At 36.9% G+C, this 22,784-nt stretch carries 25 protein-coding genes; 12 read left to right on the forward strand and 13 right to left on the reverse strand.

Translation table 11 applies throughout. From position 1 onward, the window contains the following. The first annotated feature begins 2 nt into the window (after positions 1 to 2). A complete protein-coding gene (locus tag Q1K34_RS08040) occupies positions 3 to 776 on the forward strand; it encodes a helical backbone metal receptor (RefSeq protein ID WP_300436964.1) in 774 nt (257 codons plus the stop codon). Here the strand turns inward: Q1K34_RS08040 and Q1K34_RS08045 are convergent. Further along, positions 757 to 954: a Lacal_2735 family protein gene (locus tag Q1K34_RS08045; RefSeq protein WP_300436967.1), complete on the reverse strand. Its 198-nt coding sequence runs from the start codon at positions 952 to 954 to the stop codon at positions 757 to 759. The two genes, Q1K34_RS08040 and Q1K34_RS08045, sit on opposite strands and share 20 nt — an antisense overlap. Positions 955 to 1,113: 159 nt before the next feature. Next, the gene (locus tag Q1K34_RS08050; protein ID WP_300436969.1) at positions 1,114 to 1,818 is read right to left on the reverse strand and encodes a DUF4197 domain-containing protein; all 705 of its coding nucleotides are present in this window, start codon (positions 1,816 to 1,818) and stop codon (positions 1,114 to 1,116) included. Positions 1,819 to 2,201: 383 nt separating this feature from the next. Here Q1K34_RS08050 and Q1K34_RS08055 point away from each other — a divergent pair, with 383 nt between their 5' ends. Continuing rightward, the gene (locus tag Q1K34_RS08055) at positions 2,202 to 5,657 is read left to right on the forward strand and encodes a methylmalonyl-CoA mutase family protein (protein ID WP_300436972.1); all 3,456 of its coding nucleotides are present in this window, start codon (positions 2,202 to 2,204) and stop codon (positions 5,655 to 5,657) included. A 195-nt stretch (positions 5,658 to 5,852) separates the two neighbouring features. Here Q1K34_RS08055 and Q1K34_RS08060 read toward each other — a convergent pair whose 3' ends face one another. Next, positions 5,853 to 6,326: an HTH domain-containing protein gene (locus Q1K34_RS08060; RefSeq protein WP_300436975.1), complete on the reverse strand. Its 474-nt coding sequence runs from the start codon at positions 6,324 to 6,326 to the stop codon at positions 5,853 to 5,855. 151 nt (positions 6,327 to 6,477) lie between these two features. Beyond that, positions 6,478 to 6,876, reverse strand: a complete 399-nt coding sequence (locus Q1K34_RS08065) for a hypothetical protein (protein ID WP_300436978.1) — start codon at positions 6,874 to 6,876, stop codon at positions 6,478 to 6,480. A 113-nt stretch (positions 6,877 to 6,989) separates the two neighbouring features. Between Q1K34_RS08065 and Q1K34_RS08070 the strand changes: the two genes are divergently transcribed. The 3 genes from Q1K34_RS08070 to Q1K34_RS08080 all read left to right on the forward strand — a co-directional run bounded on the left by Q1K34_RS08070 (position 6,990) and on the right by Q1K34_RS08080 (position 9,326). After that, a complete protein-coding gene (locus Q1K34_RS08070; protein WP_300436980.1) occupies positions 6,990 to 7,448 on the forward strand; it encodes an Lrp/AsnC family transcriptional regulator in 459 nt (152 codons plus the stop codon). A gap of 157 nt (positions 7,449 to 7,605) precedes the next feature. Further along, complete coding sequence (locus tag Q1K34_RS08075; RefSeq protein ID WP_300436982.1) at positions 7,606 to 7,803, forward strand: DUF1328 domain-containing protein; 198 nt, start codon at positions 7,606 to 7,608, stop codon at positions 7,801 to 7,803. Positions 7,804 to 7,907: 104 nt separating this feature from the next. Continuing rightward, a complete protein-coding gene (locus Q1K34_RS08080; RefSeq protein WP_300436986.1) occupies positions 7,908 to 9,326 on the forward strand; it encodes a hypothetical protein in 1,419 nt (472 codons plus the stop codon). Positions 9,327 to 9,328: 2 nt separating this feature from the next. On the opposite strand, the gene Q1K34_RS08085 is transcribed toward Q1K34_RS08080, so the two are convergent. Next, positions 9,329 to 10,534, reverse strand: a complete 1,206-nt coding sequence (locus tag Q1K34_RS08085; protein ID WP_300436989.1) for an MFS transporter — start codon at positions 10,532 to 10,534, stop codon at positions 9,329 to 9,331. A 132-nt stretch (positions 10,535 to 10,666) separates the two neighbouring features. On the opposite strand from Q1K34_RS08085, the gene Q1K34_RS08090 reads away from it, so the two are divergent. Then, a complete protein-coding gene (locus Q1K34_RS08090) occupies positions 10,667 to 11,227 on the forward strand; it encodes a DUF1684 domain-containing protein (protein ID WP_300437095.1) in 561 nt (186 codons plus the stop codon). On the opposite strand, the gene Q1K34_RS08095 is transcribed toward Q1K34_RS08090, so the two are convergent. The 6 genes from Q1K34_RS08095 to Q1K34_RS08120 all read right to left on the reverse strand — a co-directional run bounded on the left by Q1K34_RS08095 (position 11,228) and on the right by Q1K34_RS08120 (position 16,202). After that, complete coding sequence (locus Q1K34_RS08095) at positions 11,228 to 12,319, reverse strand: porin (RefSeq protein ID WP_300436992.1); 1,092 nt, start codon at positions 12,317 to 12,319, stop codon at positions 11,228 to 11,230. 342 nt (positions 12,320 to 12,661) lie between these two features. Beyond that, a complete protein-coding gene (locus tag Q1K34_RS08100; protein ID WP_300436995.1) occupies positions 12,662 to 13,888 on the reverse strand; it encodes an ammonium transporter in 1,227 nt (408 codons plus the stop codon). Positions 13,889 to 13,917: 29 nt separating this feature from the next. Next, entirely contained in the window at positions 13,918 to 14,256 is a 339-nt protein-coding gene (locus tag Q1K34_RS08105) for a P-II family nitrogen regulator (RefSeq protein ID WP_300436998.1), read from the reverse strand. 261 nt (positions 14,257 to 14,517) lie between these two features. Beyond that, complete coding sequence (crcB, locus tag Q1K34_RS08110; RefSeq protein WP_300437098.1) at positions 14,518 to 14,886, reverse strand: fluoride efflux transporter CrcB; 369 nt, start codon at positions 14,884 to 14,886, stop codon at positions 14,518 to 14,520. Continuing rightward, positions 14,882 to 15,943 (reverse strand): SRPBCC family protein, encoded by a 1,062-nt coding sequence (locus Q1K34_RS08115; protein WP_300437001.1) that lies wholly within the window; start codon positions 15,941 to 15,943, stop codon positions 14,882 to 14,884. Before Q1K34_RS08115 ends, crcB begins: the two co-directional genes overlap by 5 nt. Before the next feature lie 70 nt (positions 15,944 to 16,013). Beyond that, on the reverse strand, positions 16,014 to 16,202 hold the full coding sequence (locus tag Q1K34_RS08120) for a hypothetical protein (protein WP_300437004.1): 189 nt from the start codon (positions 16,200 to 16,202) through the stop codon (positions 16,014 to 16,016). A gap of 45 nt (positions 16,203 to 16,247) precedes the next feature. Here Q1K34_RS08120 and Q1K34_RS08125 point away from each other — a divergent pair, with 45 nt between their 5' ends. After that, positions 16,248 to 16,634, forward strand: coding sequence for a nucleoside triphosphate pyrophosphohydrolase family protein (locus Q1K34_RS08125; protein WP_300437007.1), 387 nt, complete (start codon positions 16,248 to 16,250; stop codon positions 16,632 to 16,634). A gap of 54 nt (positions 16,635 to 16,688) precedes the next feature. Then, positions 16,689 to 17,732, forward strand: a complete 1,044-nt coding sequence (locus Q1K34_RS08130; RefSeq protein ID WP_300437010.1) for a Gmad2 immunoglobulin-like domain-containing protein — start codon at positions 16,689 to 16,691, stop codon at positions 17,730 to 17,732. 252 nt (positions 17,733 to 17,984) lie between these two features. Here Q1K34_RS08130 and Q1K34_RS08135 read toward each other — a convergent pair whose 3' ends face one another. Then, complete coding sequence (locus Q1K34_RS08135) at positions 17,985 to 19,034, reverse strand: branched-chain amino acid aminotransferase (protein ID WP_300437013.1); 1,050 nt, start codon at positions 19,032 to 19,034, stop codon at positions 17,985 to 17,987. Between the two features lie 114 nt (positions 19,035 to 19,148). On the opposite strand from Q1K34_RS08135, the gene Q1K34_RS08140 reads away from it, so the two are divergent. From Q1K34_RS08140 to Q1K34_RS08150, 3 genes are all read left to right on the forward strand, one after another. Further along, positions 19,149 to 19,655, forward strand: a complete 507-nt coding sequence (locus Q1K34_RS08140) for a DUF4920 domain-containing protein (RefSeq protein ID WP_300437016.1) — start codon at positions 19,149 to 19,151, stop codon at positions 19,653 to 19,655. Beyond that, the gene (mnmD, locus tag Q1K34_RS08145; protein ID WP_300437019.1) at positions 19,656 to 20,330 is read left to right on the forward strand and encodes a tRNA (5-methylaminomethyl-2-thiouridine)(34)-methyltransferase MnmD; all 675 of its coding nucleotides are present in this window, start codon (positions 19,656 to 19,658) and stop codon (positions 20,328 to 20,330) included. A gap of 72 nt (positions 20,331 to 20,402) precedes the next feature. Beyond that, positions 20,403 to 21,305, forward strand: a complete 903-nt coding sequence (locus Q1K34_RS08150; protein ID WP_300437021.1) for a TIGR01777 family oxidoreductase — start codon at positions 20,403 to 20,405, stop codon at positions 21,303 to 21,305. A 52-nt stretch (positions 21,306 to 21,357) separates the two neighbouring features. Here the strand turns inward: Q1K34_RS08150 and Q1K34_RS08155 are convergent, their stop codons facing one another. Further along, entirely contained in the window at positions 21,358 to 22,026 is a 669-nt protein-coding gene (locus Q1K34_RS08155; RefSeq protein ID WP_300437023.1) for a YceI family protein, read from the reverse strand. Between the two features lie 155 nt (positions 22,027 to 22,181). Here Q1K34_RS08155 and Q1K34_RS08160 point away from each other — a divergent pair, with 155 nt between their 5' ends. Then, positions 22,182 to 22,775 carry a nucleotide exchange factor GrpE gene (locus Q1K34_RS08160; protein WP_300437025.1) on the forward strand — a complete coding sequence of 198 codons (594 nt, stop codon included), beginning with the start codon at positions 22,182 to 22,184 and terminating at the stop codon, positions 22,773 to 22,775. The last annotated feature ends 9 nt before the right edge of the window (positions 22,776 to 22,784 follow it).

The following is a 22,784-nucleotide window of genomic DNA, read 5'->3' on the forward strand; positions in this document are numbered from 1 at the left end:
TCATGCGAATTCAGGATCAGTTAGGAAGAACAATTGAACTGAAGGAGACTCCTGTAAGAATAATTTCCCTTGTTCCCAGTCAGACAGAATTATTAGTCGATCTGGGACTGGAAAAATTCATCGTTGGGATTACCCATTATTGCGTTCATCCAACATATTTAAAGCAAATAAAAATCAGTGTTGGGGGTACAAAAAAAGTAAATCTACGTAAAGTAAAGGAGCTACAGCCGGATATCATTCTTTGCAATAAAGAAGAAAATACTAAAGAAATGGTGGAAGATCTCGAGAAGATCGCACCGGTTCATGTGTCTGATGTAGCGAATATCGAGGACGCCTATCGGCTTATGAAGGATTATGGCAGCATCTTTAAATGTGAGGAGTTAGCATCAACTATAGTTAAATCTATTCAGAAGAAAGCGCAGAAACTCAAAGAGATAGTCGTGAATTCTACTGAAAAAAGAGTCGCTTATTTTATATGGAACAAACCATTAATGGTTGCAGGAACCGGCACCTTTATAGATGAAATGCTTAGCCTGAATAAGTTTAAAAATGTTTTTTCTGCTGAAAGGTATCCACAGGCGAATCTGGAAGAACTTAAGGATTTAGATATAGAGATATGTTTACTTTCTTCGGAACCTTTTCCTTTTAAAGAAGAACATAAATTCCAATTTCAGAATGTTTCTAAAGAAGCAAAAATCGTGGATGGTGAATATTTTAGCTGGTACGGTAGCCGACTTTTAGAGGCGATGGATTATTTTAAGCAGTTTCACTCTTAGCTTCCACCAAATCGCAATTCATTCTTCTTAATTCAGCCATGATTTTTCTGGCGCGGTCATTTAATCGATCACTTTTTTCTTTATCAAAAAGGGCAAGTTTGTAGGAGCGCTGCATTAGCCACGAATATTTCTCGCAAAGTCTTTCTTCCTTTGTTTTATTTTCAAAAATTTTAAACATGGGATAAATCTAAATTCTCTTTCGTCATTAAATCATTTTCACATTACAAAATTAAGGCGCTAATAACTTACAAAATTATAAATAGCAGTTAAGTTTATTGTAAAAAATAAAGAATTAGAGGTGATAAGTGTTAAAAAAATGCACATTGAAAGAAAAATATTATTTATCCTGAAGTGCAAATACTTTCCGTAGTAGATCTGTGGTTCTTGCAGAAATCGTATTTCGGATGGCTTTTTCTTCTTTTGCGATCATTATAAAAACTCCCTCAAGAGCTTCATTGGTTACATAATCTGTCAGGTCTGGGTTTACATTCGAGGTTATTGGAAGGGAATTATATTTCTGGATGATATTTTTCCAAACCTGGGTTGCACCAACTTTATCCAAAGAATTATTAATAATAGGATTAAATCGTGCATATAATTCTGTTTCGGTTTTATTAGAAAGATACAAGGTCGCGGCATTATCTGCACCCAGTAAAATATTTCTGGCATCTGCAAAGCTAATTCCGGTTACGGCATCAGCAAAAACGGGTATTGCTTCGCCCACGGCATCTTCTGCGGCACGGTTAAGTACCTTAAGACCCTCATCTGCCAATGCGTCTAATCCCACGTCACGTAAGGTCTTATCTACTTTCTGAAGTTCTGGCGGAAGCCCTATCCTTATTAACTCATTATTGAAAAAACCATTTTCTTTTGCCAGATTGGTAACCTCTTTATCTATACCAAATTCAAGGGCTTGTTTTAAACCTGAACTAATTTCGGCATTACTTACCCCGTATTCCTGAGGTAATTGGGTGGCAATTTGTTGTAATTCAGCACAGGACGAAAAGAAAAGGATTCCTGCAAGGGCGATAATTTTTTTCATGTATGGCATTTTTGATAAAAATAAGGGCAATAGTGTTATAACCTGATTACTAAAAGTTATAATAATACTAAAACTAGGGTAGTCTGCTCAATTCCTTAGGTAGAATTCTTGTTGGAAGTCGGCTATTTTCCATGAGATAAAATTTAATGATACTAATTTCTTCAGGGCTCCTCGGTGATAATGGGTTTCAGAATTTTATTTATTTTCAATCTTTCCGCAAGTAATTGGCAAGGGAAATTTTAATAGATGATATTTCCACAGAATATTAAAGATTTTCAGACACTAAGATTGACTGCCGATGGCTTTTATACTATTCTTAAAGAAGGCCTGTATCTTTTACAATTTTCGTAAATTGCAGCTCCAAAAAATACCTAACATTAGAAATGGAACAGCAAAATCCCTATAAACCTAAAAATAAAATAAGAATTGTAACCGCCGCCTCTCTTTTTGATGGTCACGATGCGGCAATTAATATCATGCGTCGAATCATCCAGGCGACCGGCGTTGAAGTAATTCACCTTGGACACGATCGTAGTGTGGAAGAAGTGGTGAATTGCGCAATTCAGGAAGATGCCCAGGCAATTGCCATGACTTCGTATCAGGGTGGTCATACCGAGTACTTTAAATATATGTACGACCTGCTCAACGAAAAAGGCGCCGGAAACATCAAAGTTTTTGGTGGGGGTGGAGGTGTTATTCTACCTGAGGAGATCAAGGAATTGATGGATTATGGTATTGATCGTATTTATTCACCCGATGATGGCCGTGAAATGGGACTTCAGGGGATGATCAACGATATGATTAAAAGGGTGGACAATGAAGTTCCAGATCTCAAGAACCCAGATAAGGTTTCAGAAAATCTTAGCAAAAAAGACGTAAATACAATTTCCAGGCTTATTTCTCTTGCGGAAAACCGGCATGAAGAGTTTGATAAGTTTTTTAATAGGAATGATTTTGATTCAGAAAAGACTCCGGTTCTTGGGATTACCGGTACCGGGGGATCAGGTAAATCCAGCCTGGTAGATGAATTAGTTCGTCGGTTTCTAATGGATTTTCCTGAAAAACATATTGGAATCGTATCTGTAGATCCATCCAAAAAGAAGACTGGCGGAGCACTTTTGGGTGACAGGATTCGTATGAATTCAATTAATCACGAACGTGTATATATGCGGTCACTGGCCACCAGACAGGCCAACCTTGCCCTTTCCAAATATGTTGCTGAAGCAGTAGATGTTTTGAAAGCTTCAGGTTATGATCTAATTATTTTGGAAACTTCAGGGATTGGACAGAGTGATACGGAGATTTTAGATCATTCAGATGTTTCTTTATATGTGATGACACCGGAATTTGGAGCGGCTACTCAGTTGGAAAAGATTGATATGCTTGATTTTGCAGATCTGGTAGCGATCAATAAATTCGATAAGCGTGGCGCTCAGGATGCTTTGCGGGATGTGAAAAAACAATATCAGCGAAACCACCAGTTGTGGCATTCAGATGCTGAAACGCTACCTGTTTTTGGAACAATTGCCTCTCAGTTCAACGATCCCGGAATGAACACTCTTTATAAGAGTATCATGGATGAGGTAGAAGAGAAAACCAAATCTGGACTTTCTTCCACTTTTGAGATTTCGAAAGAAATGAGTGAGAAGATCTTTGTGATCCCGCCAAAACGTACCCGTTACCTTTCTGAAATTGCTGAAAATAACCGAAGCTATGATGAGAAAGCCAGTGCGCAGGTGGACGTAGCTCAAAGGCTCTACGGAATATATAAAACCATAGAAACTGTTGCGGGGATCAAGACTGAATTTGGGGAAGACCAGCAGAAATATTTGGATAAGAATGGAATTGATCAGGATGGAATCTATGATATAGCTGAAGAGTCTCAGAATGATTTTTTGAAATTGCTTTTTGCTGAATTTGATAAAATTAAGATGGATCTGGATCCCTATAACTGGGAAATGATCCTTGCCTGGAATAATAAAGTGACGAAATACAGAGAACCTGTTTATAGCTTTAAAGTTCGGGATAAAGAAATTAAAATTGAAACTCATACTGAGTCCCTTTCACATACACAGATTCCTAAAGTAGCTTTACCAAAATATAAGGCCTGGGGAGATATATTATTGTGGTGTCTTCAGGAAAATGTTCCGGGAGAGTTCCCATATACGGCAGGATTATATCCTTTTAAAAGAACCGGGGAAGATCCAACCAGAATGTTTGCCGGCGAAGGTGGGCCGGAAAGAACCAACAGGCGTTTTCACTATGTAAGCCAGGGACTTCCAGCAAAACGACTTTCTACAGCCTTTGATTCGGTAACCCTTTATGGAAATGACCCGGACCATCGTCCCGATATTTATGGGAAGATTGGTAATTCAGGAGTTTCAATTTGCTGCCTGGACGATGCCAAGAAATTATATTCCGGGTTCGATTTGGCAGATGCGATGACATCGGTTTCTATGACCATTAACGGTCCTGCACCAATGTTACTTGGGTTTTTTATGAATGCAGCGATCGATCAGAATTGTGAAAAGTATATCAAGGAAAACAGACTCGAAGACCGCGTTGAAGCTAAGTTGAAAGAGCTTTATGATGACAATAATATAGACCGTCCCCAATACAGGGGTGATCTTCCTGAAGGCAATAATGGTCTTGGATTGATGTTGCTGGGTCTAACCGGAGATCAGGTTTTGCCCACAGAAGTTTATGAAAAAATAAAAGCGGAAACCATTAGTGTAGTTCGTGGAACGGTGCAGGCAGATATTTTAAAAGAAGATCAGGCACAGAATACATGTATTTTTTCTACTGAATTTGCCCTGAGGTTAATGGGAGATGTTCAGGAATATTTTATTGAAGAGAAGGTAAGGAACTTTTATTCGGTTTCTATATCCGGATATCATATTGCCGAAGCAGGAGCAAATCCAATAACACAGCTGGCATTTACGCTTGCTAACGGATTTACCTATGTGGAATATTATTTAAGCCGTGGAATGGATATCAATAAATTCGGACCGAATTTATCCTTTTTCTTTTCCAATGGTGTAGATCCTGAATATGCAGTAATTGGTCGTGTGGCCAGGAGAATCTGGTCTAAAGCGCTTAAACACAAATATGGAGCGAATTCCCGGGCACAAATGCTGAAATATCATATCCAGACTTCCGGTAGGTCATTGCACGCGCAGGAAATTGATTTTAATGATATTAGAACTACCCTGCAGGCATTGTATGCGATCTATGATAATTGTAATTCGCTGCATACCAATGCTTATGATGAAGCAATTACAACTCCAACAGAGGCTTCAGTAAGAAGAGCGATGGCGATTCAGCTTATTATCAATAAAGAATTAGGACTTGCTAAAAATGAAAATCCAATTCAGGGATCATTTATTATAGAAGAGCTAACAGATCTTGTTGAAGAAGCTGTACTTACAGAATTTGACAGAATTACCGAAAGAGGTGGAGTGCTTGGGGCAATGGAAACCATGTACCAACGAGGAAAGATACAGGAAGAAAGTCTTTATTATGAAACTTTAAAACATAATGGGGAGTATCCAATTATCGGGGTAAATACTTTTTTGAGCTCTACGGGTTCTCCAACGGTTACGCCGGGTGAAGTGATCAGGGCTACGGAAGAGGAAAAGGAACATCAGATCAAAACCTTAGAAACTTTGCACAAAGCAAAAGAATCTAAAGCCGATAAAACCCTGGAAAAGATTAAGAAAGCAGCAGTGAACAATGAAAATTTATTTGAAGAACTGATGGAAGCCACCAAGGTTTGTTCACTTGGACAGATCACTCATGCTTTATTTGAAGTAGGAGGGCAGTATAGAAGAAATATGTAAGCAGAGAGCCAACTTTCCAGCTTCGGTTGGAAAGTTGTGCGAATCGCTTATCCCGATAAGCAAAGCGATATCGGGATCTATTCCCTGAATCTTTCTTTTTGTTGTTGTCCAGAATAATCCTTAGGGTCGTTTAAAAGCTACTGGATATTTTCAAATATTTTTTATGTGAGGAGAAGATAATCCAGGAAACCATTCCTATTTTTCAATCTTTCTTTTTAGGCGTTGAATTGCTCTGTGAACCGTCATGTCTGACACCTTATAATTTTCTGCGATTTTTGAAATGGGAATGCCTTTGCTGTGGCTTACCAGGGCAGAATAGGTTTGATCTTTTGTTAATTTACTCAATTTAAGGTCGTTCTCAAATTTTCGCTCTTTCGAAATTACATGCGCTTTACTCCAATAGAGATTGTCTGGATGTAGGTTGTGAATGTTACCATCTTTGTAGGTAGCATAGTGCCGTCCCTTAGGCATATATCCGGTGTAAGTTTCGAGTATTAATTTTGGAACCGAATAGTGAGAACGCTTAAAATAGACCCTTTTCATCAATCTTCCGGTTCTTCCTTTAAAATCTCTAATATTCAGCAGTTTACCTTTGTATTTCAGCTCGGAACCATCTGCCTTGATCTCTAATTCTTCAAACTTAGGATGTCGCTTCCATAAATCACTCATACTTCAATAGTTAAGTTTGAACTTAAGTTTGATAAAAGTTAATGTAAAAATAGGAAAAATCCGGATGAGCCTTATTTGGAACAAACTTTTTTATGAAATAGGAAGTTGAACCTGTACTTTCTATAAGTTTCTAATATATGGAAATAGAGTCTTAAAGAGTCAATCTCCAGACCCGTTGAAGTTTTTTAAATTTTTGAAGTTCCTTGCGTAAAAGACAGACGAATTCCCGTCCATTACTATTAGCCGACTCTAATTTTTCACAATTTTTTGAAAGCCGATCTGTTAAATGTCCTACCGCACTTACATATTGGCTTCGTGCTTCCTGGAAGAATTCATTTTCAGCTTTTATTATATTAGGAATAAGTGAATTGGAGTGTCTAATGATATCTCCGGTAAAATAGACATATTTATCTTCCTTTCCACTTTCATTCAACCCGGCAAGGTCAGGTACCAGATAATCGGAGACATGCCTGGACAGGAACATAATTTCGCGAGCCTTAAAATAAAGAGCCAGTCGAGGATTATCTGAATTAGCTGAAAAAGAAGGCATCTGCTTTAATTTTCTTCTAAATTACTATTCAGGAGGTTTACTTTACTTTAAATTTAATAGCTAAATGTGGAAAATTATTTAAATTTAAACGAAAACAAATCAAAAAACCTTAAATGTATCTGGATAAACTAAACTGGGCAATTTTAGAGGAATTGCAGGAAAATGCAAGAGCCTCTTTTTCTGAAATAGGAAGAAAAGTAGGACTTACTTCACCGGCTGTAGCAGAAAGAGTTAAAAAAATGGAAGATTCTGGGGTGATTGGTTCTTATAAAGTAAACATTTCCCATCAAAAAGCGGGATATCAGCTTAGGGCGGTAATAACGCTTCGGGCATTCACCGGAAGGTTAAAAGCATTTCTGGAAACTGTGAACAGTTTTAAAGAAGTGATTAATTGTTATAGGATAACCGGTAACGAGAACATTATTATGGAAGTAATCCTTCACGATCAGGAACACCTTGAAAAACTTATAGACAGATTAATTACCTATGGAGAGACCAGAACCCATATAGTTCTTTCAAATGTAGTGGAAGATGCTCCGGTAAAACAGCGTATTGATCATAATAAGCCCTGAGTGTTGTTAAAACTATTCTATTTTGAAAATGGAAATTAACAACTCATTACCAACTTCTTTTTTTTTAGTTAAAAGGAATCCAATTGTAATTTTATTATGAATGTTACGTCTAATCTGTACTTAAATTTGTTTCAAAATAGAAAGCTAAGAAAGAGCTATGAAAAAGAAGACATTATTATTTTTAGTACTTGCATTAATAACAGGAATTGTTGGTTTCACAGGATTATCCTTTGACGGTATTGAAGTGATACGAGTCATGTTCCTGATTTTTGCAGATCTATTGGTGATTTCACTACTGGCAAAGTTATTTTTTCGTGAAAAACCTAAAGTGAAATATCAGCCAGTAAATAAATAAAAAGGTATATAAATTTCAAAATTGGAACCCGTTGTTTTTACAATGGGTTTTTTTATGGAATAATTAATGATGCAATTCATATATTTAAGCATATTCTTATAATTATGAAAAGATTATTATTGGCAATTTTTACTATTGCTAGTTTTTCCAATTTAGCCGCACAGGAATATAGGATCGTTAAAGGTGGAGTTACAGATTCACTTCCAATTCCATCGGGTACCTCAGATACCTATGCCCTTTATGCGCCTACAAATTATTCAGCAGAGCAAAAGTGGCCCGTCGTATTTGTGTTTGATCCTAAAGGTAGAGGGGCTACCACTGCAAACCTTTTCAGAGTTGCTGCAGAAAATCAAAAATATCTTATAGCTTCTTCCAATATCAATCTAACTTCCAAACCCATAGACAGTATTATTCAAACCGCAACTGCGATGATGAATAGCGTGCTGAATTCTTTTCCTGTTGATCCCGGCATGGTGTATACTGCCGGTTTGGGAGAGGGTGCACAGGTGGGTTCGGCATTACCATTAATCTACAAACAAATGGCAGGGGTTATGGCTATTGGCAATTCCTTTGTGAATCCAAATTATCTTGATAGAAATAATCCATATATGTTTATTGGGATTGCCGGAGATAAGGATTATATGGTATATGAAATAGAAAATTACCTTCGGTTTTATGACAATCAGGATTTCACTACAGATGTTTATTATTTCGATGGTAAGGAGGACGAATGGCCAAATCCTTCTGTTATAACCAATGCCATGTCTGGTTTTACCCTGGAAGCAATCAAAAACGGAAAACGTACTAAAGAAGAAGATTTTATTCAGAAACTTTATGAAGATGAAATTGCTTATGTTGAAACCTTAAGAAGAACACGTAATTATTATGCTGCATCAGAGAAATTAGACAGGATGGAGGAGAAATATGAGCGGTTTGGTTATGAAGATGAGATTAAGGAAAGAAAAAAAGCTATTAAAAAAACCGATGGGTTTAAATCCCAGCGAAGGGACTTCAGAGAAGCTACTTCCTTTGAAAAACAACAACAGGCAGAATATGAATATTTGCTAATCAATGATATAATGACCTCCAATTTTCAGAATATAGGCTGGTGGGCATATCAGGTAGATGAACTGGAAAAACTAAAAGAGAATTCAAATGAAGCAAAGTCAAATATGGCCTATAGACTGTTGGGATATCTTGATTTTGTTTCTAAAAAAGAATTTGATAATATCGTAAAATCCAATGCTTCTATAGATACCAAAATATTCATTAGCGTTCTTAGAACTGCAATTAATAAAGAAGACCCGGAGGCCTATTTTAAAATTATTTCGTTGGCTTCGAATGATGGCGACTATGAAACCGCATTACTTTACCTGGAAGATCTTCTTAAAACCGGTTATTCAGACATGGAATCACTCTATAATATAGATGGCGCATTAGATTTACAGTTCTCCCCTGAATATAATAAGATCGTAAAACAATATCTGGGTGAATCTAAATTCTTCGATGATAAAGTGGAATAGAATTAAACGGCTTCTTTTTTTAGCAATCCTTTTAAAATTATAAGCAATCCGCAGGCAGCAATTGCCAGTATTAGCATGGTGTACCAGGTAAATTTAAAACCAAAATTATCTATGAGCTGCATTCCTGAGTTATGGCCAAAAATATGACTTACGGAAAATGCTATGCTATAAAGAGCCATATAGGAACCTCTTTTTTTTCCGTCAGATCTGTTCAGGGCAAAGCTGTTTGAAAACGGAAATGCAATCATTTCCCCTAGAGTCACCAGTAACATTCCTATAATTAATACTCCTGTCCAATCGGTTAAATTGATTACCAGAAAACTGATCCCAGATAATATCGTTCCTAATATTACATAGGCTATGGCAGAATGCTTTCGATTTTCTAAAAATTTTATGAGGGGCATTTCAAAAAGGAAGATCGTTAATCCGTTTAATCCTAATAGCAGCCCTATTTCAAATTCATCTAATTGATGAAAATTCGCATAATACAGGGGCATGGTAGAAAAATATTGGATGAAAATAAATCCAAAGATCATCATTGCCAGGATAAAGATTAGGTATAATTTATCACTCATGGCAGTTCTGGTCTGTACTATGATATCTTCGGGCTCTTCTTTTGCCCTTTTAGGATGTAAAAGTTTTAGAAGTAAAATTCCTGCTGCTAAACAGGTGAGCCCATCTATCCAGAAAAGTCCGCTATAACCTGCAGTGGCAATAATCAATCCACCTACTGCCGGACCCGCAGAAAAACCCAAATTTATGGCCAACCTAATCAAGGTAACAGATCTGGTTCTATTTTCTGGTTTGCTATAGGCGTTAATTGCTACGAAAACTGCTGGTCTAAAAATATCTGCCACCGTCATCACCAGGTAGATTCCGAGGCATATGGACCAAAATGACGAAGGAAACTGTAGTAGAACAAATAATACTGAAGATAAAATTAGGCTTATTACCATGGTTTTGTAATGGCCTATCTTATCAGTAAGTTTTCCGCCAAGCCATGAACCAGTGACAGATCCAAGTCCGAAAAAGCTGAGTATCCATCCTACTTCTTCCAGGCTAAAACCCCTGCTTTTAGTAAGATAAAGCGATAGGAATGGGATGACCATAGTTCCCGCTCTATTAATCAGGGTAATAAGGGACAGGAGCCAGATTTCTTTTCTTAATCCTCCGAAGGATTCAAAATATGATCTAAATAATTTTTTCATGGTTGGTGTCTGCTTCAAAATTAAATTAAATTTTGACGGTATTAATCATTAATTTTAATCCTTTGAAGAAGCCCAATTATGTATAAAACAAAGCTTTTAATTTTATTCTTTTTTAGTTGTTTTTGCAGTGAAATGCAAACACAGGAGAAAGCATTTATCGACAGTTCCAGGGAATTTCAGGATGAATTAAATAGGGAATATGCCAATCCTGAAGAATCTCCATTAGAGGATAAAGATTTAAAAGAATTTCGAGGTCTGGATTTCTTTGAAATCAATCCAGATTATATCGTAAAAGCTGAATTCGTTAGAACGCCCGCAGAGTCTCCTTTTCGTATGAAGACCAGTACAGACAGAATGCCTGTGTATGTGAAGTACGGCGAGCTTTATTTTAATTTAAAAGGAAAGGATTTTAAACTGAACCTCTATCAGAACCAGGAGTTGACCCAGGATCCGGAATATTTTAATTATTTGTTTCTGCCTTTTACAGATCTAACAAACGGGGAAAGTACTTATGGTGGTGGAAGATATATAGATTTCAGGATTCCGGAATCTAAGGAAGTGATTCTAGACTTCAATAAGGCTTATAATCCTTATTGTGCTTATAGCGGCAAATATTCCTGTCCCATTCCACCTGAAGAAAATGATTTGGAGATAGAAATATTTGCCGGTGTGAAGGCATTTAAAGCTTATTGATTAGAAAGCATAGATGGCTGCAAGTACAAAGGATGATAAATTGTCTGTAGCCTCCAAGTCCTTATTTAAGAAAACGTCTTCAGAAATACTGTCAAGTCGTAATTCCGGTTTGATGATAAGGCCTCCAACCGTATAACTTCCGGTTAAGGTAAAATCCAGTGCTCTTACATCGGCCCCATAAACCGGGCCTCCATCTTCAAGCTCTTTAAAATATTCCGCTCTAAGTCCAAGTCCAAAATTATCAGAGAGGCTTAATTGCGGATAAAGGGCAGCACCATAAAAGCCTATTCCATCAGTATCCTGATATGTTCCGTTGAATCCTAAATAGAAAGTTTCGGTAAGGTCCCATCCAGTGGTAAGATCAATCTGGAATAAAGCATCGTCTGAAAGTGATTGTTCCCCGTAGATTAAATTTAAAAAAGCACTACCATAAGCGTTGGAGTATCCCAGTTGTCCCCCGAAGGAATATTTTCCAATAGGATTAAATTCAGTATAATCGGTAGGATTCATAACCGCCAGCATTCCTGTCCAGTGAGCATCAAAGCTGAAATCTGCTTTTAGCCCGGTATGCGAAAATGGGCCGTATGAAAACATATAAGAGGTGGAGTAGTTAAAATTACCTACAGGCGAAATCACTTCATATCCCAGAAAAGTATTCCAGTTACCCAAAGTAAATTTTAAGGCATCATTTACTTTATAATAGGCATATAACTGATTCACGATATTGGTAGAAGGTTGTGATAAGAATACGGCATCTTCACCTCTTGGACCAAAGACAAGATCGGCCACGAAACCTACTTTGTCCCTTTCATAACCAAGGATAACATTGGCCATGCCTATGGCAAATCCAGGATCGTTAGCAAAAGAAGAAGCAGGTGCCTGCGGGGATCCAATTAATAGATCAGGTTCTGCAGAACTATATTCTTCTTTATTCAAGCCGTTGAAATTAGTTCTAAAATAGGCATCTACGCTACCGCTTATGGTGAAAGTTGACGTAGCCTCTTCTTCCTGTGCAATTAAGGAAGAAGTTGTAAAGGCTACAGGTAGTAAAAAGAGAAATTTCACTAATTTTGAAGTTGTAATTGCTTTCATAATGACATTGATTAATAATTTGATTTAATATTTGGTTTTGCGACCGGATTGATCTTCTATTGATCATACATTGAAGTGATTATTGTATACGGAGCGTTTGGAGGAACGCTCCGTTTTTTGTTTTAATTCTACAAATTTCCCGGCGACTCTGCCCCTGGATTTATGCTTTACTTCTCCCTTGGGAGAGGTCGGAACTGCTATTTCGCAGTTTCGGGTGAGGGGAAATAAAAAATTTCGGATTTTGGCAGGGATGCTAAAGTGATACCGATCACCATCGGAAATACTTCTACAGCTTGTCCGGGGAATAGTAGGTTCCAAGAAATTTTTTATTCCACATTGATATTAAGGTTGCTTTAAGCCGAAATCTGGATAAGCGTCCATTCCATGTTCATGGATGTCAAGACCTTCAGTTTCTTCTTTGGCTGAAACCCGTATTCCTATGCTAAGCTTCAATAAATAGAAAATAATAAAGGACCCAACTATACAAATAGCGGCGTAGCAAGCTACTCCTATAAGCTGATTAATAAACTGATCCCAACCGGCCAGATTTCCGAAGATACCAACAGCAAGGGTTCCCCAAATCCCACAAATTAGATGAACTGCAACCGCTCCTACAGGATCGTCCAGTCTTATTCTATCTATCAATGCCACTCCAAGTACAATGATCACTCCGGCTATGGCACCTATTAGAATAGCATCGGTGGGCGACATTTGGTCTGCTCCGGCAGTTATACCTACTAATCCGCCAAGTATACCGTTTAAAAACATGGTAATATCATAATTTTTATAAAGAATCGTGGAGAAAATAAAAGATGCAACACCACCAGCGGCCGCGGCAAGACAGGTTGTTACGAGTGTTAAGGAGGTTAATTCTGGATCTGCAGAAAGTACAGAACCTCCATTGAAACCAAACCATCCTAACCAAAGTATGATAACCCCTGCCGTGGCGAAAGGCATGTTATGACCAGGAAAAGCTCCAATCTTACCGTCTTTAAACTTCCCTATTCTGGCACCTAAAAGCCAGATAGCTACTAATGCTGCCCATCCTCCAACAGAATGTACCAGCGTTGAACCGGCAAAATCATAGAATCCCATCTCATCAAGGAATCCACCTCCCCATTTCCAGGAACCTGCAATTGGATATACAATTCCTATGTAGAGTATCACGAAGATCATAAAGCTGTTCAGCTTAATTCTTTCTGCAACAGCACCAGACACGATAGTGGCGGCTGTAGCTGCAAACATTCCCTGGAACAAGAAGTCGGTCCAGTAAGTATATCCTTCACTATAAGCCAGGTCAAGACTACCGTCTACGAGGGGACTCGATAACCCGAAACCGGCGAAACCTATAAACCCGTTAAATTCACCCGGATACATTAAATTAAAACCTAGGAGACAATATAAAAGCAGCCCCATGGTGATAATGAAAATATTTTTAAATAAAATGTTGATTGTATTTTTTTGTCTGGTTAACCCTATTTCTAATAATGCGAAACCGAGGTGCATAAAAAACACCAATCCCGTACAGATCATCATCCATACGTTATTTATAGTTAATAGTCCTTCCATAATATCTTATACCTTAGTTTTATTGTAATTTATTTAAGCGATTCACCGCCTTTTTCTTTGGTCCTAATTCGATAAGCTTCTTCAATTGAAGAAACAAAGATCTTCCCGTCACCCACTTTTCCTGTATGGGCTGTTTTTAGAAGAGTTTCAACAGTTTTTTCCAGAAAAGAATCGGTTACCACTATAGAGAGGTATCTTCTTTGGATATCTGCGGTGCTGTAACTTACCCCCCGGTAAACATGACCTACTTTTTCATTACCAACTCCGGTAACGTCCCAGTAACTAAAAAAGGTAACTCCAATCGCATGGAGTGCCTCTTTGGTTTCATCGAATTCTGATTTTCGAATGATTGCTTCAATTTTTTTCATCTGCTTTTGTTTAATTGTTTTTGATCTTTTCAGATGTAATTCGCCAATGATTATCTCTATTTAAATCGAATTTCAATCTTTGGCTCATTTCATAATAATTTATTAATAATAGGTTAAAATTATAAAAATACATATTTATACCCCTATAAAAATAGGGGTAATGTTTAATTTTTTCTATATAAAAAATAAACACCCCTAAAATTTTAGGGGTGTTTATTTTAATTGAAAATTTTTAAGAATTTAATATCGTAAGAAAACGATTTATAGATATTTTGAGATCAAAACTCCGGCAAGGATGGCTAAAATCCCTAATATAACGCTTCCGAAGAAGTAGATTGAAAAATTTAAGTAATCTCCAGAGCGGATCATGGAGTAATTTTCAAAAGAAAAGGTAGAAAAAGTGGTAAAGCCTCCGCAAAAACCTATACTCAGCATTAAATTTAGAGGGCTATTAAGAGAATTGGATTTTATTGCCCAGCCTAAAATGATCCCTAATAATAAACTTCCCACAATATTTACCAGAAATGTTCCGTAGGGAATAATGGATGATGTATTGAGATATTTGCTAATAATAAATCTAAAACAACTTCCCAGGCCACCCCCGATAAATACAAGAAGTAAATTTTTAATCATTATTATTTGTGTCTGCTGTTACCTGCTCTAGTGGAATATAGATGTTTGTGATCCATTCTGCTGGATTAGCATTATCCTTAGGTCCGGTTACATAAACTTCAAATGCTTTTGCATCCTCGTCTATCTGCATGCCGTTTTTCTGTAAATAAGCATAAGAATTATCCCATGCTTCCTGCAGGTTATCATAATCACCTTTTAAAGTTGTTTTCAAGGTGCGTTGATTTGGCATAAATCCATTTAAAACGCTGCTCTCTGAAGTTGTTATCACTTCACTTGGAGTAAAGTAAGCTGCAGAGTATATAGCAGTAGCCTGATCTTCATTCCATTCGTTATACAGCACAAAAGGTTTCCCTACCTGCTCAATATTATTGGTATTCATAAAATTACCTACTTCAGTAATCATTTTTACCATCCTTTCATTAACCTGGCTAATTTTGCTAGCAGTGGTGATATACATATAATAACCACCACCATGTTGAGTTACTCCTTCAATATTAATAGAGTAACTATTCATCTTCACTCTTAGCTCCTCCTGAAGATTGTTCAGTCCTTTTTCAAACATGGGTTGCATCATTTCCTTCAGGCTTTCATCCTGAAAAATAAACGCTGCTTTTTCCATAAAACTCTGTTCTCCTATCATACCCCAGGTTACTCTGGTACTATCACCCTGTGGTTCAAATTCCCAATAGATATCACTTGTTGACTCTCCAAAAGGAGTTTTAAAAGTTATTTTTTGTTCGATTGTTTTATGTGGATTGGCTTTAGTGGTAATCATTTTACCTTTGCCCATTTCCTCACTCTGCCAGGAGTAAGAAGCACCTTCACCACTAGTTTTTTCACCATAATTTAAGATCATGTCATCAGTTTCCTGTGACCATGGCTCCCAGTTTTTCCAAGTAGTAAAATCATTTACCTCTTTATAAACAACTTCCTGGGGTGCTTCCATGATCATCTCTTGTTCCACTTGAAATTTACCGTCTTTGGTTGCGATGTATATGGAGGCTCCAATGATAAAAATGAGCAATAAGAATAATAAGTATTTGAAAATTTTCATGCTTGGTTAAGATTTGATAGTGCTAATATAATTATTTTAAGAGACCGGGGATAGGTTAATTCCGATGGAACTAATGATTAAGCCTGGTTTTAATAAAGAAAAGCAAGAGTATAAAAATTATAAATCCAATTAAAACATAGAGACTTCCTTTATAGTATTTCTTATGGAGTTTAATGTCTTTTCTATAACTATAGATTATAATGATTACAAACGCAACAATAAAAAGTCCCGCAAAAATGAGCTGTCCTGTAGAAAACATTTATTTATTTTTATGCAAAGTTAACTTTTTAAAGCTTGAGACAATATGAAGAAAAGAATTGCAGCCGTAAAAGAATTTCATTCGGCATTTGGATTGGGAATCGAAGAAAAACCAGTAGCTAACCTTGGGAAAGCTAAAAATTTACTTCGGTATAATTTGATGAAGGAAGAGAACGAAGAATATCTTGAAGCAGCCAATAACAGTGATCTCGCTGAAGTGGCAGATGCCTTGGGGGATATGTTATATATTCTCTGCGGAACTATTATAGAGCACGGAATGCAACATAAAATTGAAGAAGTTTTTGATGAGATACAATCCAGTAACATGAGTAAGCTGGGAGCCGATGGAAAACCAATCTATAGGGAAGATGGAAAAGTACTTAAAGGGCCAAATTATTTCAAACCCGATATTTTAAAGATACTTGATGAGTAGTTTTAGAAAATTTTAAAATATTCCTCTGCTCATTTTTTTATCTTAAAAAGAAAAATGAGAAGCTTTATCATATTCTTGATAGTTTTAAGCTGTATTTCCTGTAAAGACCAGGATAGAAATGAAACTGAATCTGATTTTACAGGAGATCAAGAATCTATAGGTACTCCCATAGATTCAGTGATAGCCTATAACAATGAGGAATGGGGCTTCACTTTGGAATATCCTAAAAGTTTCACTTCGCTGGAGTCTGAACTTCCTGGTGAATCACCGGTTATTAATTTTTATTTGAAGGATACTGGCTTTAAGCCTCCTTTTGCCATTCATGAAGATCCTCAAAATGCTTATATCGCGGTGCTTCCTAAAGGTTTTGGTGTGGACGCACCTAACGGAAGTAAGATAGCTTTTGAAGATATAAATGAAACTGTCAATTTAAACCCAGATTTGAAGATGGATGTTAATGAAGCCTATATTTTAGAATCTGGAGAATCCTGGGCTTATTTTTTAAGGTTTAAAGATCCACCTGAAAATTGGAAAAAATACGGTGGTGTCTTTGTCCATTTTCCTATTCAGAACTTTGAAGCTAAATGTGTGGATAAAGCTGGAAATCAAAAGGATTTAGAGAATTGCGATCCCATGGGAGAGGATAATATTAAATATTATGGAAAAGTTGAAGCAGAGATAAAGTCCAGGATGATTAAAATACTGGAATCCTTTCAATTCAATTCAAATCACCAAAACTTGGTTTCTAATTGGATTAAAATTGAAAAGCCATTGCCAAATAAGGTTGTTACTTCACCGCTTATAATAAAAGGAAAGGCACTTGGATATTGGTTTTTTGAGGCAAATGCGCCAATAGAAATTCAGGATAAAAATTTTAACACGTTGGCAGAATCATACATTGAGGCAGAGGGAAAATGGATGACGGAGGATTTTGTGGATTTCTCGGGAAAAATAGAGTTTGAATCACCGAATTATAAACGCGGTTACCTAATCTTTAAAAGAGCAAATCCTTCAGGTAAAAAAAGTAAGGACAGAAGCTATAAATTACCCATTCTATTTTCGTCTAAAAATCACTCATCTCAGGTTAAAAGAAACTAGACCGCTTGGCTTTTAGTTATAAGAATTTAGACCTGAACTTAACTAACTGATAGACAAAAGAAGTTCAACATAAAGAATACCAAAAATCAGAAATTTTAAAAGCAGTGGATAGCTAGTAGGAAAATACCTTGAGTTAGAGTTATTAAAATAACTGGGTTCAGGTTCGTTTTTTTAAATTCTATCGAACACTACTTTCTAAAAATTAAAAACCCCGGCCAGAAGCCAGGATTTCATTATTTAAAATAGGAATTATTATTTTACTTCATATCTCCAACCAAATTTATCTTCGGCCTGGTTATATTGTATTTTCATAAGCTTATCCTTGAAGGATCGGGCATATGAATCTTCCATGTTTGGTAAATCAAATTTATGATCTTTATATCCAAATCCAACGATAGGATTTATAACGGTTGCGGTTCCCGAACCAAACATTTCTTTTAATTCTCCTTTTTCAGCCGCTTCTATAATTTCCTGCACACTAACTCTGCGAACTTCAGTCTCAATATTAAATTCCTCCGCAAGGCTTAATACACTTTTCCTGGTCACCCCATCCAGTATTCTATCATTGGTGGGGGCGGTAACAAGTTTGTCCCCAATCCTGAAGAAAATATTCATAGTTCCAGCTTCTTCAAGGTAATCGTGAGTATTGGCATCTGTCCAGATAATTTGCTGATATCCTTCTTCTTTGGCAAGATTGGTTGGATAAAACTGAGCACCATAATTACCAGCTGCTTTGGCAAAACCAACACCGCCATCTGCTGCACGGCTGTATTTCTCTGAAAATTTCACTCTTACTTCACCGCTATAGTATGCCTGAGCAGGAGAGCAGATGATCATAAACTTATATTCATTAGCCGGGGAAGCAGATACCCCTGCTTCTGTAGCGATAACAAAAGGTCTCAAATAAAGGCTGTTTCCAAATCCTTTCTTGATCCAGGCTTTATCAATTTTAAGTAATTCTTCCAAAGCCTCAAAGAAATATTCCTTAGGGAATTCTGGAATCGCCAGGCGTTTACTGGACCTATTGATCCTATTGAAATTCTCATCAGGTCTAAAAAGCCAGATTTTATCATTTTCATCCTTATAGGCTTTCATCCCTTCAAAAACCGCCTGGCCATAGTGAAAAACTCGAGCCGAGGGTTCCAGCGATAAAGGGCCATAAGGTTTGATTACAGGCGTTTGCCATTTACCATTCTTATAATCACATTCCATCATATGATCTGAAAAGACCTGCCCGAAAACCAGATTATCAAAATTAGTTTCGCTTAGTTTAGATTTGGGAGCTCTTTGTATGTCTATCATAGATATTGGATTTTTCATGGATTCGTGATAAGTCAACAAATTTACCCAATTAATAGCAGAATCAAAATCTAAAGTTTTGGTAAATTTGAGGTCAACTCCGTTTTATACACAATCATGAAAAAAGTTTTATTTGTTTTTGTTCTGTTCCTGGTAATTTCCTGTAAACAAAATAAAGAGAAGGACCAGGAAGAAATTGGGATAGTCGAACAGGAGCAGAAAGAATTTGAATCCTATGGTGCTAAAATAAGTAAAGAAGGAAGTTTTTCCTCATCGGTCATGTTGGAAAAATTTGAAGGATTAAGAAGTGGAGATACTATTAAAGAGAAATTCCGTACCACCATAAATAGTGTATGCCAGAAGAAAGGTTGCTGGATGGTGCTTGAGTTGCCGGGAGTAGATGATGTGAGGGTGACTTTTAAAGATTACGGATTTTTTGTACCAGAGGATGTGATAGGAAAAGAAGTGATTGTACGCGGAAAAGCATTTGTACAGATAACTTCGGTAGAAGAGCAAAGGCATTATGCTGAAGATGCTGGAAAACCTGTTGATGAGGTGGTGGCGATAACCGAACCCCTGAAATCTTTTGGTTTTATAGCAGACGGGATTTTAATAAAAAAATAATTGGAAAGAAAAATAATAAAAACCGATGACGGTTCAGTAACAATACATTTACCGGAATGGAATGAACAGTATCATTCTAAACATGGCGCTGTTCAGGAAGCGCGGCATGTCTTCTTAAAAATGGGTCTGCACTATTTTTTAGAACAGCATTCTTTAGATGAACTCTCGATCCTTGAGATAGGATTTGGCACAGGTCTAAATGCTTTCCTTACATTATTGGAAGCTGAAAAGTTGAATTTAAAAATAAATTATACCGGAGTGGAAGCTTATCCCGTTCCGCCGGAGGAAGTAAAGTTTTTAAATTATCCTGAAACCTGTCAGGCACAGGAACAATCAGATCTTTTTTTCCAATTACATGATATCGAATGGGAGAAGTTATTCCCAATTTCTGATTATTTCAGCCTGACCAAAATAAAGAAAAAGTTTGCTGAAGTGAATGATGAAAACCTTTATGATCTTATTTACTTCGACGCCTTTGGAGCTCGGGTTCAGCCGGAATTATGGACTGAGGAAATATTCAGTAAAATGTACAATGCTTTAAGAAAAAACGGGGTATTGGTGACTTATGCTGCAAAGGGGAGTGTGAGAAGAGCGATGATTGCTTCGGGATTTGAAGTTCAAAAACTTCCCGGTCCACCGGGGAAAAGAGAGATGATAAGAGCTGTTAAATCTTAAAAGGAAAGCCGTTAAACCTGTTATAAAATAAGTCAATCACCATTTGTCTTATGTATCTTAACGGGAAAAAATATGCGGGTATTAATTACAGGTGCAACAGGATTGATTGGCTCAGAACTGAGCAATTTGTGCCGCAACGAAGGGATAAAAATTAACTACCTGACTACCAACAAATCCAAAATTGAAAATAAGGAAGATTATCAGGGGTATTATTGGAATCCTAAAAATGAAGTCATAGAGGCTGGATGTATAAAAGACGTACATACTATTGTTCATCTGGCCGGAGCCAGTATTGCAGAGCCCTGGTCTAATTCTTACAAGAAAACCATCATTAAAAGCAGAACCAAAACCGCTGCTTTACTCCGTAAAACCTTGCAGGAAAATCCACATCAGGTTGAAAATTATATTTCAGCCAGCGCAATCGGGGTGTATCCCAGTTCGTTGGAGAAATTATATTTTGAAGATGATAATCAGGTTGCTGATAATTTTGTGGGTAAAGTAGTTGAAAAATGGGAAGCAGCCGCAGATGAATTTGAGAAGTTAGGGCTTGATGTAGCTAAAATCAGGGTAGGTCTGGTACTCGCTGAAAATGGCGGTATGCTGGAAAAAATAAAAAAACCGGTTTCCTTAAATATGGGAGCTGCCCTGGGAAGTGGAAAACAATGGCAATCCTGGATTCATATAGAGGATCTTGCAGGGATCTTTTTATTTGCGATAAAAAATGATCTAACAGGAGTCTACAATGCTGTGGCGCCAAATCCGGTTACTAATAAAGAACTTACAAAAGAACTGGCAGGCAAAATGGGAAAATCCGTTTGGTTACCAAATGTTCCAGCCTTCGCTTTAAAAGCTTTGCTGGGAGAAATGTCAGAAATCGTTTTATCCAGCCAGTTGGTAAGCAGCAAAAAAATTGAGAGTGCCGGTTATAATTTTAATTACACGAATCTTTCCAGGGCACTTGGAGATTTAACTTAAAATAAAAAAGGCCGCCATCACTGGCAGCCTCTTATAAAATTCAAATTATAAATTAAGCTTTTTTAGCTTTCAGATTTACTTTTAATGTAATATCATCATTGATGAATTTGTCACCTAAACCGTCAAATACAGATTTTGAACCGTAATTCACATTCCATTTAGTACGATCTATCGTGAATTCTTCACTTGTAATTTCGATCGTCTCTCCGTTATTAGAAATATTTACCGGAAAAACAATGTTTTTGGTTTCCTCTTTAATCGTAAGGTTACCTTGAAGCATTGCCTGGCCTTCCTGCTCAGTAACTCCAGTTACTTCAAATGTAGCTTCAGGAAACTTAGTTACATTAAAAAAGTCACCTTCTTTTCCTTCAACAGTACCTTTTAAGTGAGCTTCAAGATTTGTTTTTTGCTCGCCTTCCAGATCTGTAACTTCAATAGATTCCATATCTATAACAAAGGTTCCACTTTCTACAACACTGTCATTGGCCATAAAAGTACCGTTAGTTACTTTAATTGTGCCGGTGTGAGTTCCCGTAGGTTTTTCACCTTTCCATTCTATTACAGAAGATGTAGTATCTACTTTAAATTCCATTGCTTCAGCTTCTGCAGTAGCAACTTCTTTAGATTCTGCCATTTCAGCCTCTTTATTTTCGTTCTTACATCCCGTAAAAGCCAGTCCAAGACCTGCAATTACAAATGCATTTAAAAAAATTCTTTTCATTAGGTTTAATGATTTTAAAAGTTCGGCGCAAATGTAAGCCGAAATTCATTCCACAGCTCATAAAATTTTACTAAAAATATCTTGTGACATTTTGACATTTTAATTGAATTGGCAACGAATTTGACCTGAAGTGCGTGAAAGAAAAATTAAAAACGATGAGCCGAAAAGAAGATAAAATTAAAGACGAAGATAAAAAGGTGAAAGACCAGGTGGAAGAAGCGATGAATGATGCTATAGATGAAGTAGAAGGAAATGACAATAATAGTAGTGACCCCCTTGAAATGGAAGAAGATGAGCTAACGGAAGAAGAGCTTTTGAAAGAAGAAGTGCAAAAAGAAAAAGATAAATTTTTAAGACTTTTTGCTGAATTTGAAAACTACAAAAGGCGTACTTCTAAAGAAAGGCTGGAATTATTCAAGACTGCCAACCAGGAAGTCATGACTGCCATGCTGCCTATATTAGATGATTTTGACAGGGCGTTAGCTGAATTAAAGAAGTCTGGCGACGAAAACCTTCTGGTAGGGATTAATTTAATACATAATAAATTGAAGGAAACCCTTAAGGCAAAGGGATTAGAGCGAATTGAAGTGGAGCAGGGCTCAGATTTTGATTCTGAAGTACATGAAGCCATTACGCAGGTTCCGGCGCCATCTGATGATCTTAAAGGCAAGATTGTTGATGTAGTAGAGCCAGGATATAAACTTGGAGAGAGAATTATAAGATATCCAAAAGTAGTAACCGGAAAATAAAAATCGCTT

Source organism: Christiangramia sp., assembly GCF_029937855.1.
GTDB lineage: Bacteria > Bacteroidota > Bacteroidia > Flavobacteriales > Flavobacteriaceae > Christiangramia.

Bases quoted from the DNA above. Each gene is read 5' to 3' on its own strand.
- Q1K34_RS08040 (WP_300436964.1), top strand. From the start codon at position 3: ATGCGAATTCAGGATCAGTTAGGAAGAACAATTGAACTGAAGGAGACT.
- Q1K34_RS08045 (WP_300436967.1), bottom strand. From the start codon at position 954: ATGTTTAAAATTTTTGAAAATAAAACAAAGGAAGAAAGACTTTGCGAG.
- Q1K34_RS08050 (WP_300436969.1), bottom strand. From the start codon at position 1,818: ATGAAAAAAATTATCGCCCTTGCAGGAATCCTTTTCTTTTCGTCCTGT.
- Q1K34_RS08055 (WP_300436972.1), top strand. From the start codon at position 2,202: ATGGAACAGCAAAATCCCTATAAACCTAAAAATAAAATAAGAATTGTA.
- Q1K34_RS08060 (WP_300436975.1), bottom strand. From the start codon at position 6,326: ATGAGTGATTTATGGAAGCGACATCCTAAGTTTGAAGAATTAGAGATC.
- Q1K34_RS08065 (WP_300436978.1), bottom strand. From the start codon at position 6,876: ATGCCTTCTTTTTCAGCTAATTCAGATAATCCTCGACTGGCTCTTTAT.
- Q1K34_RS08070 (WP_300436980.1), top strand. From the start codon at position 6,990: ATGTATCTGGATAAACTAAACTGGGCAATTTTAGAGGAATTGCAGGAA.
- Q1K34_RS08075 (WP_300436982.1), top strand. From the start codon at position 7,606: ATGAAAAAGAAGACATTATTATTTTTAGTACTTGCATTAATAACAGGA.
- Q1K34_RS08080 (WP_300436986.1), top strand. From the start codon at position 7,908: ATGAAAAGATTATTATTGGCAATTTTTACTATTGCTAGTTTTTCCAAT.
- Q1K34_RS08085 (WP_300436989.1), bottom strand. From the start codon at position 10,534: ATGAAAAAATTATTTAGATCATATTTTGAATCCTTCGGAGGATTAAGA.
- Q1K34_RS08090 (WP_300437095.1), top strand. From the start codon at position 10,667: ATGCAAACACAGGAGAAAGCATTTATCGACAGTTCCAGGGAATTTCAG.
- Q1K34_RS08095 (WP_300436992.1), bottom strand. From the start codon at position 12,319: ATGAAAGCAATTACAACTTCAAAATTAGTGAAATTTCTCTTTTTACTA.
- Q1K34_RS08100 (WP_300436995.1), bottom strand. From the start codon at position 13,888: ATGGAAGGACTATTAACTATAAATAACGTATGGATGATGATCTGTACG.
- Q1K34_RS08105 (WP_300436998.1), bottom strand. From the start codon at position 14,256: ATGAAAAAAATTGAAGCAATCATTCGAAAATCAGAATTCGATGAAACC.
- Q1K34_RS08115 (WP_300437001.1), bottom strand. From the start codon at position 15,943: ATGAAAATTTTCAAATACTTATTATTCTTATTGCTCATTTTTATCATT.
- Q1K34_RS08120 (WP_300437004.1), bottom strand. From the start codon at position 16,202: ATGTTTTCTACAGGACAGCTCATTTTTGCGGGACTTTTTATTGTTGCG.
- Q1K34_RS08125 (WP_300437007.1), top strand. From the start codon at position 16,248: ATGAAGAAAAGAATTGCAGCCGTAAAAGAATTTCATTCGGCATTTGGA.
- Q1K34_RS08130 (WP_300437010.1), top strand. From the start codon at position 16,689: ATGAGAAGCTTTATCATATTCTTGATAGTTTTAAGCTGTATTTCCTGT.
- Q1K34_RS08135 (WP_300437013.1), bottom strand. From the start codon at position 19,034: ATGATAGACATACAAAGAGCTCCCAAATCTAAACTAAGCGAAACTAAT.
- Q1K34_RS08140 (WP_300437016.1), top strand. From the start codon at position 19,149: ATGAAAAAAGTTTTATTTGTTTTTGTTCTGTTCCTGGTAATTTCCTGT.
- Q1K34_RS08150 (WP_300437021.1), top strand. From the start codon at position 20,403: ATGCGGGTATTAATTACAGGTGCAACAGGATTGATTGGCTCAGAACTG.
- Q1K34_RS08155 (WP_300437023.1), bottom strand. From the start codon at position 22,026: ATGAAAAGAATTTTTTTAAATGCATTTGTAATTGCAGGTCTTGGACTG.
- Q1K34_RS08160 (WP_300437025.1), top strand. From the start codon at position 22,182: ATGAGCCGAAAAGAAGATAAAATTAAAGACGAAGATAAAAAGGTGAAA.